At 56.9% G+C, this 12,725-nt stretch carries 14 protein-coding genes; 5 read left to right on the plus strand and 9 right to left on the minus strand.

Annotated elements, in window-relative coordinates:
- Nucleotides 1-187: 187 nt before the first annotated feature.
- Nucleotides 188-910: an ABC transporter ATP-binding protein gene (locus ACUY4Q_RS16385; RefSeq protein WP_458043790.1), complete on the plus strand. Its 723-nt coding sequence runs from the start codon at nucleotides 188-190 to the stop codon at nucleotides 908-910.
- Here ACUY4Q_RS16385 and bioD read toward each other — a convergent pair.
- From bioD to bioB, 4 genes are read right to left on the minus strand one after another with little or no spacing between them, the layout of a single operon-like run.
- Nucleotides 852-1,574 carry a dethiobiotin synthase gene (gene bioD, locus ACUY4Q_RS16390; protein ID WP_458043791.1) on the minus strand — a complete coding sequence of 241 codons (723 nt, stop codon included), beginning with the start codon at nucleotides 1,572-1,574 and terminating at the stop codon, nucleotides 852-854. The two genes, ACUY4Q_RS16385 and bioD, sit on opposite strands and share 59 nt — an antisense overlap.
- On the minus strand, nucleotides 1,567-2,319 hold the full coding sequence (gene bioC / locus ACUY4Q_RS16395; RefSeq protein ID WP_458043792.1) for a malonyl-ACP O-methyltransferase BioC: 753 nt from the start codon (nucleotides 2,317-2,319) through the stop codon (nucleotides 1,567-1,569). Before bioC ends, bioD begins: the two co-directional genes overlap by 8 nt.
- Nucleotides 2,303-3,460 (minus strand): 8-amino-7-oxononanoate synthase, encoded by a 1,158-nt coding sequence (gene bioF / locus ACUY4Q_RS16400; RefSeq protein ID WP_458043793.1) that lies wholly within the window; start codon nucleotides 3,458-3,460, stop codon nucleotides 2,303-2,305. The genes bioC and bioF overlap by 17 nt, the downstream gene beginning before the upstream one ends.
- On the minus strand, nucleotides 3,457-4,497 hold the full coding sequence (bioB, locus tag ACUY4Q_RS16405; protein ID WP_458043794.1) for a biotin synthase BioB: 1,041 nt from the start codon (nucleotides 4,495-4,497) through the stop codon (nucleotides 3,457-3,459). Before bioB ends, bioF begins: the two co-directional genes overlap by 4 nt.
- An 86-nt stretch (nucleotides 4,498-4,583) precedes the next feature.
- Here bioB and bioA point away from each other — a divergent pair, with 86 nt between their 5' ends.
- From bioA to ACUY4Q_RS16420, 3 genes are all read left to right on the plus strand, one after another.
- A complete protein-coding gene (bioA, locus tag ACUY4Q_RS16410; RefSeq protein ID WP_458043795.1) occupies nucleotides 4,584-5,873 on the plus strand; it encodes an adenosylmethionine--8-amino-7-oxononanoate transaminase in 1,290 nt (429 codons plus the stop codon).
- Nucleotides 5,874-5,938: 65 nt separating this feature from the next.
- The gene (locus tag ACUY4Q_RS16415; RefSeq protein WP_458043796.1) at nucleotides 5,939-6,415 is read left to right on the plus strand and encodes a kinase inhibitor; all 477 of its coding nucleotides are present in this window, start codon (nucleotides 5,939-5,941) and stop codon (nucleotides 6,413-6,415) included.
- A gap of 112 nt (nucleotides 6,416-6,527) precedes the next feature.
- Nucleotides 6,528-7,811, plus strand: coding sequence for a putative acyl-CoA thioester hydrolase (locus tag ACUY4Q_RS16420; protein WP_458043797.1), 1,284 nt, complete (start codon nucleotides 6,528-6,530; stop codon nucleotides 7,809-7,811).
- A 54-nt stretch (nucleotides 7,812-7,865) separates the two neighbouring features.
- Here the strand turns inward: ACUY4Q_RS16420 and pgl are convergent, their stop codons facing one another.
- Entirely contained in the window at nucleotides 7,866-8,861 is a 996-nt protein-coding gene (gene pgl / locus ACUY4Q_RS16425) for a 6-phosphogluconolactonase (RefSeq protein WP_458043798.1), read from the minus strand.
- A 149-nt stretch (nucleotides 8,862-9,010) separates the two neighbouring features.
- On the opposite strand from pgl, the gene ACUY4Q_RS16430 reads away from it, so the two are divergent.
- Entirely contained in the window at nucleotides 9,011-9,829 is an 819-nt protein-coding gene (locus ACUY4Q_RS16430) for a pyridoxal phosphatase (RefSeq protein ID WP_458043799.1), read from the plus strand.
- Nucleotide 9,830: 1 nt separating this feature from the next.
- Here the strand turns inward: ACUY4Q_RS16430 and modC are convergent, their stop codons facing one another.
- From modC to ACUY4Q_RS16450, 4 genes are all read right to left on the minus strand, one after another.
- Nucleotides 9,831-10,889 (minus strand): molybdenum ABC transporter ATP-binding protein ModC, encoded by a 1,059-nt coding sequence (modC, locus tag ACUY4Q_RS16435; RefSeq protein ID WP_458043800.1) that lies wholly within the window; start codon nucleotides 10,887-10,889, stop codon nucleotides 9,831-9,833.
- Nucleotides 10,890-10,894: 5 nt separating this feature from the next.
- On the minus strand, nucleotides 10,895-11,584 hold the full coding sequence (gene modB, locus ACUY4Q_RS16440) for a molybdate ABC transporter permease subunit (protein WP_458043801.1): 690 nt from the start codon (nucleotides 11,582-11,584) through the stop codon (nucleotides 10,895-10,897).
- Nucleotides 11,584-12,357: a molybdate ABC transporter substrate-binding protein gene (gene modA / locus ACUY4Q_RS16445; RefSeq protein ID WP_458043802.1), complete on the minus strand. Its 774-nt coding sequence runs from the start codon at nucleotides 12,355-12,357 to the stop codon at nucleotides 11,584-11,586. The genes modB and modA overlap by 1 nt, the downstream gene beginning before the upstream one ends.
- Before the next feature lie 168 nt (nucleotides 12,358-12,525).
- Nucleotides 12,526-12,675: an AcrZ family multidrug efflux pump-associated protein gene (locus tag ACUY4Q_RS16450; protein WP_458043803.1), complete on the minus strand. Its 150-nt coding sequence runs from the start codon at nucleotides 12,673-12,675 to the stop codon at nucleotides 12,526-12,528.
- Between the last annotated feature and the right edge of the window lie 50 nt (nucleotides 12,676-12,725).

A 12,725-nucleotide genomic window follows, 5' to 3' on the forward strand; every position in this document is an offset into this window, starting at 1 on the left:
ACCCATTCTGATGCACCATAAGCCATCATCCACGGCACCGACAATGTGCAGGATTTTTCGGTAGTTTTCACTGCATCTGGTTTTCCCCCTCACTTTGTTCGGCGGACTCTGAAAACGAGACTTTTTTGTGATATTGGCAAGCCATTTGCACATTTAACAGAACCGCAAAGCGAGAAAGGAGCAGGTTATGTTGAGTTTGCGTTCAGTGAACCAATTTTATGGTAGTCAGCACACCTTGTGGAACGTTGACCTCGATTTACATCCCGGCAGCTGTACGTCGGTAATTGGTCTGCCCGGCATGGGAAAAACGACGCTCATCAACTGCATTATCGGTGTGATACCCGTCGAGAGTGGCAGTATGGTGTGGCAGGACACCAGCGGCCCCCCGCAGAACATGCTGCCGTTACAGGCTGAACATCGCAGCGCGATGGGGATTGGCTATGTTCCTCAGGACAGGCGGCTCTTCTCCCAGCTTTCGGTGGAAGAGAATCTGCACATAGCTCTGCTGGCAGGCTCCGCCCCCCGCAATGCCGTCAGCAGCGAGATATATGACCTGTTTCCCGATCTTTATGCGTTCCGTCAGAGTAAAGCGGCAGGGTTATCGGAAGATAATCAGTATCAACTGGCGATGGCGCGAGCGGTGATAACCCGCCCGCGATTGCTGATACTCGACGAACCGACCCGGGGTCAGGGCCAGGCATTTATTCATAAGCTCGGCAACATTATCGTCCGCCTGAATCAGGATTTGGGTATGACCTTCCTGCTGGCTGAACAACATTTGAATTTTATTCGTCGGGTCACCGATCGTTTCTGTTTGCTACATCGCGGACGCAATGTCGCCCAGGGAGACGTCAGGCAACTGGATGACGGACTTCTGGCGCACTGGATGACGCCGGAGTCAGTACGTTGAGATTGAGATAATGACCGTTATTTGCCTCATCCGGCGCGTGTGAAAGCCAGGGGATCTCCCCAATCATCGGGGCTTTAATCACGCGCCGCAGGGTCGCAATGTACTCTTGATGACGACGCCCCGGTGGCTGAACGTCATTTGCAATCCATCCCGCCAGCGTTAATCCAGCCTGTTCAATCGCCAGTGCCGTCAGTATCGCGTGGTTGATACAACCCAGCTTCACGCCCACCACCAGAATAACCGGCAGCTGCTCAGTGACCACCCAATCTGCAAAGGTAAAATGGTCTGCTAACGGCGTAAACCAGCCTCCTGCCCCTTCCACCAGCACCCATTGGGCCTGTGCTTCCAGATGACGCAGCCCGTCAGACATCCCTTGCGCTAAAATGGGCGTGCCGGTTGCGGCGCTGACGATGTGTGGCGAGGTCGGCTCCGCAAAGGTCCAGGGATTCACCACGTTATAGGGTAGCGACACAGTGCTGTTGCGCTGAAGCGCCAGGGCATCGCTGTTGCGCAGTCCCTCAGCGGTCATTTCACTGCCCGACGCCACAGGTTTGTAGCCTGCAGTGCGCCATCCCAACTGAGCGGCGGCCTGGAGCAGCGCGCAGCTGGCGACGGTTTTCCCCACTTCGGTGTCTGTCCCGGTAACGAAATAACGTTCAGTCACGACTGATAATTCCCCAAAATAGTTGATAACTGAGCGGGCACATCCCGTTCTGTTGTGGCCACGCGTGCTGAAGTTGCTGCAATTTTCCACGCGTTAATCCTGAGGTGCGCCCGGCATGCAGATGCGTCGCCCCAATGCCTTTCAGAGAGCGCATTGCGCCCGCCGCATCATCAAAATACAAGGTGAGGGTCTCCACGCCGGCCTGATACCGCCAGCCCGCCAGCGCGGCGCCAATCTGCGCTGCCGATAAAAACCGGTTGGCATGGGGTGCAGTATCCACCGCCCGCCAGGCCTGACTCAGCTCCGGTAACGACCCCTGTACGAGAGTCGTGAAAGCAATGTGCCCACCGGGACGGACGACCCGATAGAGTTCATGTAAAGCCTGGGGCAGCGAGTCGCACCACTGGACGGCCAGGTTGCTCCACGCCAGACAAAACGCGTCGTCCGGCAGCGGCATGGCTTCAATATCACCCTGCACATAGTGATGCGCCGCCTGCTGCTGGCGTGCCTCACTCAACATGCTGGCGCTGAGATCTAACGCGGTGACCAGCGCCCCTCGCTGCTGCCAGTGGTGCCCCATCGCGCCCGGACCACATCCGGCGTCCAGCACATGACGTGCAGAAACGTCCCCCAGCCGTGCCAGCAGTAATTCCGCGCTTTGCCGCTGCAACCCGTCGTGCTGCCGGTAATGCTGTGCCGCGCGACCAAAGGCATGGGCCACTGCCTGCTTATTCACGGGCGTCATTGAGCACCTCCAGCAACTGGCTGATATCGGCAGGCTCATGGGCCGCAGTCAGGGTAAGTCGAAGTCGGGCCGTACCCGCAGGCACGGTGGGCGGACGAATCGCGGTCACCCAGCATCCCCGCTCGCGCAGGGTAGCAGCCAGTGTCAGCGCCCGGCTATTCTCGCCGACGATGAGCGGCTGGATGGCACTGTGAGATGCGGTCAGTTGCGCCTCCAGTAACGCTGCCCCGGCACGAAACTGCGCCACCCGGGCGGCGAGCTTTTCACGGCGTTCGTCCCCTTCTGCACCCCGAATCACATTAAGTGATGCCAGGAGTGCCACCGCCTGCGCCGGTGGCATCGCGGTGCTGTAAATCAGGTGGCGGGCAAACTGCACGAAGTAATTGGCGACAGACTCGCGGCATAGCACCGCCGCCCCGCTCAGTCCCACGCCTTTGCCAAAGGTGACAATCAGAATATCTGGCGTGACCTGTTGCGCATGGCAACTGCCGCGCCCCTCTTGCCCCCAGACGCCAATACCGTGCGCATCGTCGACCAGCAACCAGCCGTTGGCTTTCTGCGTGGCCGCATGCAGGTCGGCCAGCGGGGCCGCGTCACCGTCCATACTGAAAATGCCTTCGGTGACGACCAGTTGCTCACCGGCTATCGGTTTTGCCAGCAGGGTTGCCAGGTGCGCAGCGTCGTTATGCTGGAATCGGCGTAACTGTGCCGGGCTGAGATCCGCCGCCTCCAGTAACGAGGCGTGACTGAGCCTGTCGGCCACAATGCGGTCCTCTTTTGCCATCAGGGCGGCGATCACCGCCTGGTTGGCGGCAAAGCCGGAAATAAACAGCAGCGCACGCGGGTAGCCCAACCAGTTAGCCAGCGCCTCTTCAAGCTCGCCGTGCGCCGCGGTGTACCCACTCACATGCCCCGAGCCGCCACTGCCCACCCCGTATTGTTCTGCCCCCTGTTGCCAGGCACGAATCACCGCCGGGTGCTGGCTGAGCCCCAGATAGTCATTGCTGGAAAAGTTAAGGTAACGGCGCTCACCCTGCACCAGCCAGCGCCCCGCGCCCTGGGTTACGCACTGACGGCGACGAAAGGTGTTGTTTTCTCGACGGGACGCAAGAGCCCTGTCGATGCGCTGCTGCCAGCTCATGCGGTGGCCGCGTTGTAATACTGGTCGGTGTCAGCGTGCAACAGTTGCTGCTCCAGCTGATGTTGCTGTTCGTTATCGCCCGTCTGCACCTCCGTCTGCTGAGGATTCAGCCCCAGTTTACGGAACAGCTGAACGTCTTTGTCCTCTTCCGGGTTTGGCGTGGTCAACAGTTTGCAGCCGTAGAAAATAGAGTTAGCCCCGGCCATAAAGCACATCGCCTGCGTCTGCTCGTTCATCTGTTCACGCCCGGCAGAGAGACGCACATGGGAGGTTGGCATCATGATGCGCGCTACCGCGATGGTGCGGATAAAATCGAAGGCGTCGACGTCTTCGGTTTCAGCGAGCGGCGTTCCCTTTACCTTCACCAGCATGTTGATCGGCACACTTTCCGGCGGAACAGGCAGATTAGCCAGTTGCAGCAGCAATCCGGCGCGGTCTTTAACCGTCTCGCCCAACCCGACGATACCGCCAGAACAGACTTTAATCCCCGCATCACGCACTTTTCCCAACGTATCGAGTCGCTCCTGATAGCTGCGAGTGGTGATGATGTTGCCGTAGAATTCCGGCGAGGTGTCGAGGTTATGGTTGTAGTAATCCAGCCCGGCAGTGGCGAGACGCTGGGCCTGGGTTTCGCTAAGTGTACCGAGCGTCATACAGGCTTCCAGGCCCATGGCTTTTACCCCTTCGACCATCTGCTCCAGGTAGGGCATATCGCGATCGTGCGGGTTTTTCCAGGCCGCCCCCATGCAGAAGCGCGTTGATCCGGCATTTTTGGCTTTGCGTGCAGAGTCCAGAACCTGATCCACCTCCATCAGGCGTTCGGCTTCCAGCCCGGTCTTATAGCGGGCACTCTGCGGGCAGTATTTACAGTCTTCCGGGCAGGCACCGGTTTTGATCGACAACAACGTACTGACCTGCACCTGACGTGGGTCGAAGTGTTGACGGTGCACGGTCTGCGCCTCGAACAGTAATTCAAGAAAGGGTTTTTGAAACAGTTCAGTGACCTGCGACAGTGTCCAGCGTGGGTGGTGAGCCATGGGGCTTCTCCAAAGGGTGTTGTTAAGTCTCGTTTCGGGTTATGATCGTAAACCTAAATGTTTTCAATTTGGTTTACAAGTCGATTATGACAACGGACGATCTCACCTTTGACCAGCGCCATATCTGGCACCCGTACACTTCCATGACCTCGCCTCTGCCCGTTTACCCGGTGGCATCGGCCCACGGCTGTGAACTCATTCTTGAGAGCGGCGAACGGCTGATCGACGGCATGTCCTCCTGGTGGGCGGCGATCCACGGCTATAACCATCCGGCGCTGAATGTCGCGATGAAAGCGCAGATTGACAGCATGTCCCACGTGATGTTCGGCGGCATTACCCATGCGCCAGCCGTTGCGCTGTGCCGCAAGCTGGTGGCGATGACGCCGGATAATCTGGAGTGTGTATTTCTTGCCGACTCCGGTTCGGTGGCCGTGGAAGTCGCGATGAAGATGGTGTTGCAGTACTGGCAGGCGAAAGGCGATCCGCGTCAGCGTTTTCTGACCTTCCGTAACGGCTACCACGGTGACACCTTTGGGGCGATGTCAGTCTGCGATCCCGATAATTCCATGCATAGCCTCTGGCAGGGTTATCTTCCTGAGAACCTGTTTGCCCCCGCGCCGCAAAGCCGTTTCGACGGTGAATGGGATGAGCACGATATGGTCGGTTTCGCCCGCCTGATGGCCGCCCATCGCCATGACATCGCCGCCGTGATCCTGGAGCCTATCGTGCAGGGGGCGGGCGGGATGCGCATGTATCATCCTGAATGGCTCAAACGCATCCGTAAGATGTGTGACCGCGAGGGCATCTTGCTGATTGCCGATGAAATCGCCACCGGCTTTGGCCGCACCGGCAAGCTATTTGCCTGTGAGCACGCCGGCATTGCCCCGGATATTCTCTGTCTCGGTAAGGCCCTGACTGGCGGCACGATGACCCTCTCGGCCACCCTGACCACCCGCCACGTCGCCGGGACCATCAGCGACGGCGAAGCGGGATGCTTCATGCACGGCCCTACTTTTATGGGCAACCCGCTGGCCTGTGCCGCCGCAACCGCCAGCCTGAGCCTTCTGGAGAGCGGCGAATGGCAAACGCAGGTTGCGGCTATCGAAACGCAGTTACGTGAAGCCCTCGCCCCTGCACGCGCGAGTGAATACGTTGCTGACGTGCGCGTATTGGGTGCCATAGGGGTGATTGAGACCACAAGAACGGTAAACATGGCGGCATTACAACGCTTCTTTGTCGAGCAGGGTGTGTGGATCCGTCCCTTCGGGCGACTCATCTATTTGATGCCGCCGTACACTATCTCCCCCGACCAGCTCACACGCTTAACGGACGCGGTCAACGCGGCGGTGACGCGTGATGCGCTGTTTACCCCCTGAGATAAACGTGACCGAACAAGGATGGGCTACACTCTTTTGCGATTACAACGACATCCGGAGGTAACATGAAACTGGTCAGCCAGGATTTTCGCGACGGTGAAAAACTGCCCCACCGCCATGTCTTTAACGGCATGGGCTATGATGGCGATAATATCTCTCCCCACCTCGCGTGGGACGATGTTCCTGCCAACACCAAAAGCTTTGTGGTCACCTGTTATGATCCCGATGCGCCGACGGGTTCAGGCTGGTGGCACTGGGTCGTGGTGAATTTGCCCGCCGATACCCGCGTTTTGCAACAGGGGGCTGGCTCCTCACTGAGTATATTGCCTGAGGGAGCCTTACAGACCCGAACCGATTTTGGTAAAGCCGGTTATGGCGGTGCCGCGCCGCCAAAAGGGGAAACCCATCGTTATGTTTTTACCGTCTTTGCGCTGGATGTGCCCGCCATTGAGGTCGATGAGGATGCCAGCGGCGCAATGGTCGGCTTTAACGTCCATTTCCATACGCTGGCGAGCGCCTCCATGACCGCGTTCTTTAGCTAAAAATCGCTGATTTGAAGCCGATTTGCACAATCGGCTTCCCGTTTCGCTCAACTTAGTATAAAAAAGCAGGCTTCTGAGGAATACACTTAAACTTGCACAGCTGGAGCACCCCTTGAATACATTCTCGGTTTCTCGTCTGACGCTGGCACTGGCTTTTGGCGTGACATTGACCGCCTGTAGCTCAACGCCACCGGATCAACAGCCTTCAACTCAAACTGCACCGGGTACGGCTTCGCGTCCGATCCTGTCTGCGGGTGAAGCGAAAAACTTCGTTGCGGCGAATTATTTTGCCTCTCTGACCCCGAATGCAGAAGCGTGGAAGCCTTTCGCTATTCGCGTTCCGGCACAGGCAAACTTCGTGGTAGGCCCGGCGGGTACGCCTGGGGTAACGCATACCACGATTCAGGCAGCGGTTGACGCGGCAATCAACAAGCACTCCAGCGATCGCCAGTTTATCGCCGTGATGCCAGGCGAATACGAAGGTACGGTCTATGTGCCTGCGGCTTCCGGCAGCGTGACCATTTACGGCACCGGTGAAAAAGCGGTTGATGTCAAAATTGGCCTCGCCATTGATTCCGAAATGGACGGAACCACCTGGCGTAAGCTGGTGAATCCATCGGGCAAATACATGCCGGGCAAACCGGCCTGGTATATGTTTGATAACTGCCAGAGCAAACGCACTGCTACCGTTGGCGTCATGTGCTCTGCAGTATTCTGGTCCCAGAACAATGGCCTGCAGCTGCAGAACCTGACCATCCAGAATACCCTCGGTGACAGCGTTGATGCGGGCAACCATCAGGCCGTCGCTTTCCGTAGCGATGGTGACAAAGTACAACTGAACAACGTTAACATCCTGGGCCGTCAGAACACCTTCTTTGTGACCAACAGCGGTGTGGAAAACGCCCTGCGCAGCGATCGCCAGACCCGTACTCAGGTGACGAACAGCTACCTTGAAGGCGATGTTGATATCGTTGCAGGTCGCGGTGCAGTAGTCTTCGACAACACCGAATTCCGTGTCGTCAATTCTCGCACTCAGCAGGAAGCCTACGTTTTCGCACCGGCAACCCTGTCTAACATTTATTACGGCTTCCTTGCCACCAACAGCCGCTTTACCGCAGCGGGTGACGGTGTCGCGCAACTGGGTCGCTCGCTGGATCTGGATGCCAACACCAACGGCCAGGTGGTGATTCGTGATAGCGTGATCAACGAAGGCTTCAATGTGGCAAAACCCTGGGGCAATGCCGCCACGTCGGGTCGCGCCTTTGCGGGCAACACCGGTGCAGTTGATGACAAAGGCAACGTGCAGCGCCAGTTGAATGACAGCCAGTTTAACCGCGCATGGGAATACAATAACCGTGGCGTGGGTAGCCAGGTTGTTGCTGAACCGAAGAAGTAATCACGCCAGCCAATAAAAAACCTCGCCGCGGCGAGGTTTTTTTATGCCAGAAGATTACCCGGCGTTGACTACCACCCACATAGGCCCCTGGCCGACGGCATAGCGGGCTTTCTCGGTCAGCAGCCCCTGCGCGCCTGCAATTTCATACAGCGCGATGTGGTGCGACTTCTGCCCGGCGGCAATCAGGAACTTACCGCTGTGATCGATGTTGAAACCACGCGGCTGCGTTTCGGTCGGCTGATAACCCTCTATCGCCAGCACGCTGCCATCTTCAGAAACGCTGAAGACGGTAATCAAACTGGCCGTGCGGTCACAGGCGTAGAGATGCCGACCGTCCGGGGTAATATGAATATCCGCAGCCCAGCGGGTCTCCGTGAAATCCGCGGGCATCATGTCCAGCGTCTGAACGCACTCGATGTTGCCATGCGCATTGTTAAGCTGCCAGACATCAACCGAGCTGTTCAGCTCATTGACGCAGTAGGCAAAACGCTGATTCGGATGGAAGGCGATATGGCGTGGGCCAGCGCCTTCAACGGTCGTCACTTCTGCAGGCTCTTGAGGCAGTAGTTGACCCTCTTCGCTCAGGGTGAACAGGCAGATACGATCCTGTTTCAGTGCCGGCACCCACAGGGTGCGGTTATCCGGGGAGATGTTAGCGGAGTGGCAACCTTCCAGCCCTTCCACAACCGCCAGGGTTTCGCCTGGGATACCGTCGTTCAGGCTGGTGACGCTAACGCAACCCGCATTGTAAGAGCCGCTGAACAGGAAGCGACCGCTGCGATCGGTTGAGATGTGGGTGGGACTGCCCGGCAAAGCCGCTTCTGCGGTGAAGGTCAGCGCGCCATCATCAGGTGAAATACGGTAAGCGATAACGCGGAATTCCGGGCGCACGCCCACATAGAGGTAACGCTTATCAGGGCTAATGACCATCGGCTGTACCTGGCCTGGGACATCCACCACCTGCACCAGCGTCAGGGTACCTTCTGGATTTAAACGCCAGACGTGGATCTGCTGACTTTCTGGACTGGCGGTATAAACGGTTTGCTTCATGAATACTCCTTTCCTCAATACTGCGTTAATTAACCAGGATAGCCTTTTTTCGTCGTCAATGCCGAATTTCGCCTGGAGATTTTGCCCGGAGGTCGACTCGGTGTACCATCCCAAAGAGTTAAAATTCATCATTGACCACGGAAAACCCCATGACCTCGCGAGTGATTGCACTGGATTTAGACGGTACCTTACTGACCCCCAAAAAAACGCTTCTCCCCTCTTCGCTGGAAGCGCTCGCCCGCGCCAAAGCCGCCGGGCACCAGTTAATTATTGTCACCGGACGGCATCACGTTGCCATCCATCCTTTTTATCAGGCGCTGGCCCTCGATACACCTGCAATTTGCTGTAATGGCACTTATTTGTATGATTATCAGGCAAAAAAAGTGTTAACTGCCGATCCGCTGCCCGTTTCGCAGGCCCTGCAGTTGATTGAGATGCTGGACACCCATGACGTTCACGGCCTGATGTATGTCGACAATGCCATGCTGTACGAAAAACCGACCGGCCATGTCATTCGTACCAGTAACTGGGCGCAAACGCTGCCGCCCGAACAACGTCCGGTCTTCACGCAGGTCGATTCTCTGCGTGCGGCGGCAAGCGAAGTCGAGGCTATCTGGAAGTTTGCCCTGACGGATGAAGACACCGAGAAACTGAAACGTTTTGCGCACAGCGTTGAACAGACGCTGGGGCTGGAGTGCGAGTGGTCCTGGCATGACCAGGTGGATATTGCGCGCAGCGGTAACAGCAAAGGCAAACGTCTCACCGAGTGGGTCACGTCGCAGGGCCTCTCAATGCAGGACGTGGTTGCCTTTGGTGATAACTACAACGACATCAGCATGCTGGAAGCAGCAGGTGTAGGGGTCGCAATGGGTAATGCCGATGACGCGGTGAAAGCCCGCGCCAACATCGTGATTGGCGATAACACCACGGACAGCATCGCCAGCTTTATCTACAGCGAGCTGCTGTGAATCAGGCGGTGATCGAGACGCTTTTGATTTGTGCGTAAAGCCACTGGCCGGCTTTGATGGCAAGTTCATCCCTGGCCCAGGGGCTGATCCGCACCCACAGGGTACGGCCTGCGACATCCAGTTGCACTTCGACCTGCCCGTCAACGTCAAAGATCGCGACCACTTTCGCGCGCAAGATATTACGAATGCTGGTATTGACGGGGGGCTGGAGCACCAGCGATACATCCGTTGCCTGAATCCGAATTCGCACCGCGGCCTGTAAGGGGCGATCGAGTTTATTGACCCACACATGCTGATCGCCCAGCGCCAGCGCGGTCATGGCGTAATGCGGATGGTGTTCAAGAACGCTCGCTTTCAGCACGCTGCTCTGTTGGTCCTGAGGCAGCCAGGGATTCATCACCCGACTTCCCCAGACATCTTCCAGGTTGCCAAACGCTTTCACCTCCCCCGCCTCAAGCACCATGACTTTATCAGCCAGATGCAGTATTTCATCCAGCGAGTGGCTGACATAGAGCATGGGAATATTGATCTCTTTTGCCAGCCGCTGAAGGTAGGGAAGCAGTTCACGTTTACGCGGGATATCCAGTGAAGCGAGCGGTTCGTCCAGTAGCAGCAGTTCGGGGGCGGTTAACAGCGCCCGACCAATGGCGACACGCTGTTTCTCCCCGCCGGAAAGCCCACCGGGTAAGCGATCCAGCAAGTGTTCAATGCCCAGCAACGCAACCAGCTTATCAAACTGCCCGGCCATGGATTTCGCCATGCCATAGCGTAAGTTACCCTGCACTTTGTAATGCGGGAACAGACGCGCATCCTGGAAAACATAACCGACGCGACGCTTCTCCGGCGGCAGACAGATCTTCTTCTGCGCATCAAAAAGCACACGCTGATTAAGCATGATCTGCCCCTCTTGCGGGCGCGTAAGCCCACTGATGGCATTAATGAGTGAGGTTTTGCCCGCGCCCGATACGCCAAAAATTGCCGTAATCCCATCGGCTGGCAGGGATTCATTCAGCCGCAGTGTATGCGTTCCCAGCGTTTGGGTAATATTGAGTTCCAGCATCCTTGTTATCTCCCAATCCGTTCGCGGCTCAGGCGCGCCAGCCACTCTGAAATCAGCAGCGAGACCAGGGCCAGCACAATGGAAATCATACACAGTCGGGCCGCGGCCCCCTCACCGCCAGGCGTCTGAATCAGGGTGTACATCGCCGACGGGATGGTACGCGTCTCACCGGGAATATTGGAGACGAAGGTGATGGTTGCGCCAAATTCCCCTAACGAACGGGCAAAGGCCAGTACGGTGCCGACAATGATCCCGGGCAGGGTTAATGGCAGCGTGATGGTCATAAAAACGCGCCAGCGACCAGCACCTAAGGTTCGGGCCGCTTGCTCCAGTTTAGTGTCCACCCCTTCAAGGGCCAGGCGGATGGCACGCACCATCAGCGGGAATGACATCACCGCCGCCGCCAGAACGGCGCCGCGCCAGCTGAAGGCCAGCGTGATGCCAAACCAGTCAAACAGTTTTTCACCAATAAAACCCCGTCTTCCCATGGCAATTAGCAGCAGATACCCCACCACAACCGGAGGGAGGACCAGGGGAAGATGCAGGAAACTGTCGAGGAGTGCTTTGCCCGGGAAGGTGCAACGCACCAGCAGCCACGCAAAAAAGATCCCAAAGGGCAAACTAAAAAGCACCGCAAGGGATGAGACTTTCAGGCTCAGCAATACCGCCTGCCATTCGGGATCCGTTAACATCATTAGTGCGTCGTAAATCCATAACGTTTAAACACGGCGGAAGCTTCCGGGCCTTTCAGGTAGTCATAAAACGCGCTGACTGTCGCATTTTTGTGACCTTCGGTGATAGCCATCGGATATTCCACTTTCTTGTGAGCGTCTTCCGGGAAGGTCCCGACCACTTTCACCCCTTTGCTGGCTACGGCATCAGAACCGTAAACGATACCCAGAGGGGCTTCGCTACGCTCAACCAGTGCCAGCGCCCCACGGACATCTTCTGCGGGTGCCAGGCTCGGAGAGACGGTCTCCCACGCGCCCAGTTTTTGCAGGGCTTCTTTGGCATAAATCCCTGCCGGAACGTGTTCCGGATCGCCCACCGCCAGACGACCGCCTTTGAGCAAGTTTTTCCAGTCGGTTTTGGCGTCAATGGTGATAGTGCTTTGGGCGCTCTCTTTCGGTGCGACCACCACCAGGCTGTTGCCCAGCAGGGTTTCACGGGTTGCGGTGTCGACGTTTTTCTTCTCTACCGCATAATCCATCCACTTCTGGTCCGCAGAAATAAAGAGATCCGCCGGCGCCCCCGCTTCAATTTGCCGTGCCAGAGTAGAAGAAGAGGCAAAGGAGGAGACCACGTCGACGTTTTTCTCTTTTTTATAGGCTGCTGCAATATCCTGCATCGCGTTGGTCAGCGAGGCTGCCGCAAAAACGGTGATCTTGCCTTCTTCAGCCAGCGCATGTCCGGCTACGGAAAGCGTTAATGTCGCCCCTGCAAAAAGGCGTAACCATGTACCTGCCATTTTTAACTCCTGTGATTGTCGTTATATACATCGCAATATAACGATAATACCAGATATTCCCTGGGGTGAGATCATACCTCTGAAGCATTACAGGAATTTATGAGATATCGGCAGGCTTGAGCGGAACTTCATAGCAAAACGCCCGCAGAAGCGGGCGTTTATGGAAAATCAGCGGCGTTGCGCGGGGCGATCCCGGTGTCCGACATTGGAAAACAGGTTGAAAACTTCACCCAGGCCATAAATCAACCCCAGGATGATGGCCATCACCACCGGAACCATGACGACAGCGAAAACCAGACTCTTCAATAACTCTAACATGGTCAACTCCTGATAATGTGAACGGGCCATTCTACCTTGATAACGTTGAA

This window comes from Phytobacter cepae (assembly GCF_054165735.1).

What these genes read in the sequence shown, in the direction of transcription:
- bioC (WP_458043792.1), bottom strand. Translation starts at nt 2,319, where the DNA reads ATGACGCCCGTGAATAAGCAGGCAGTGGCCCATGCCTTTGGTCGCGCG.
- ACUY4Q_RS16430 (WP_458043799.1), top strand. Translation starts at nt 9,011, where the DNA reads ATGACCTCGCGAGTGATTGCACTGGATTTAGACGGTACCTTACTGACC.
- bioF (WP_458043793.1), bottom strand. Translation starts at nt 3,460, where the DNA reads ATGAGCTGGCAGCAGCGCATCGACAGGGCTCTTGCGTCCCGTCGAGAA.
- modA (WP_458043802.1), bottom strand. Translation starts at nt 12,357, where the DNA reads ATGGCAGGTACATGGTTACGCCTTTTTGCAGGGGCGACATTAACGCTT.
- bioB (WP_458043794.1), bottom strand. Translation starts at nt 4,497, where the DNA reads ATGGCTCACCACCCACGCTGGACACTGTCGCAGGTCACTGAACTGTTT.
- ACUY4Q_RS16450 (WP_458043803.1), bottom strand. Translation starts at nt 12,675, where the DNA reads ATGTTAGAGTTATTGAAGAGTCTGGTTTTCGCTGTCGTCATGGTTCCG.
- bioA (WP_458043795.1), top strand. Translation starts at nt 4,584, where the DNA reads ATGACAACGGACGATCTCACCTTTGACCAGCGCCATATCTGGCACCCG.
- ACUY4Q_RS16415 (WP_458043796.1), top strand. Translation starts at nt 5,939, where the DNA reads ATGAAACTGGTCAGCCAGGATTTTCGCGACGGTGAAAAACTGCCCCAC.
- pgl (WP_458043798.1), bottom strand. Translation starts at nt 8,861, where the DNA reads ATGAAGCAAACCGTTTATACCGCCAGTCCAGAAAGTCAGCAGATCCAC.
- ACUY4Q_RS16385 (WP_458043790.1), top strand. Translation starts at nt 188, where the DNA reads ATGTTGAGTTTGCGTTCAGTGAACCAATTTTATGGTAGTCAGCACACC.
- modB (WP_458043801.1), bottom strand. Translation starts at nt 11,584, where the DNA reads ATGATGTTAACGGATCCCGAATGGCAGGCGGTATTGCTGAGCCTGAAA.
- modC (WP_458043800.1), bottom strand. Translation starts at nt 10,889, where the DNA reads ATGCTGGAACTCAATATTACCCAAACGCTGGGAACGCATACACTGCGG.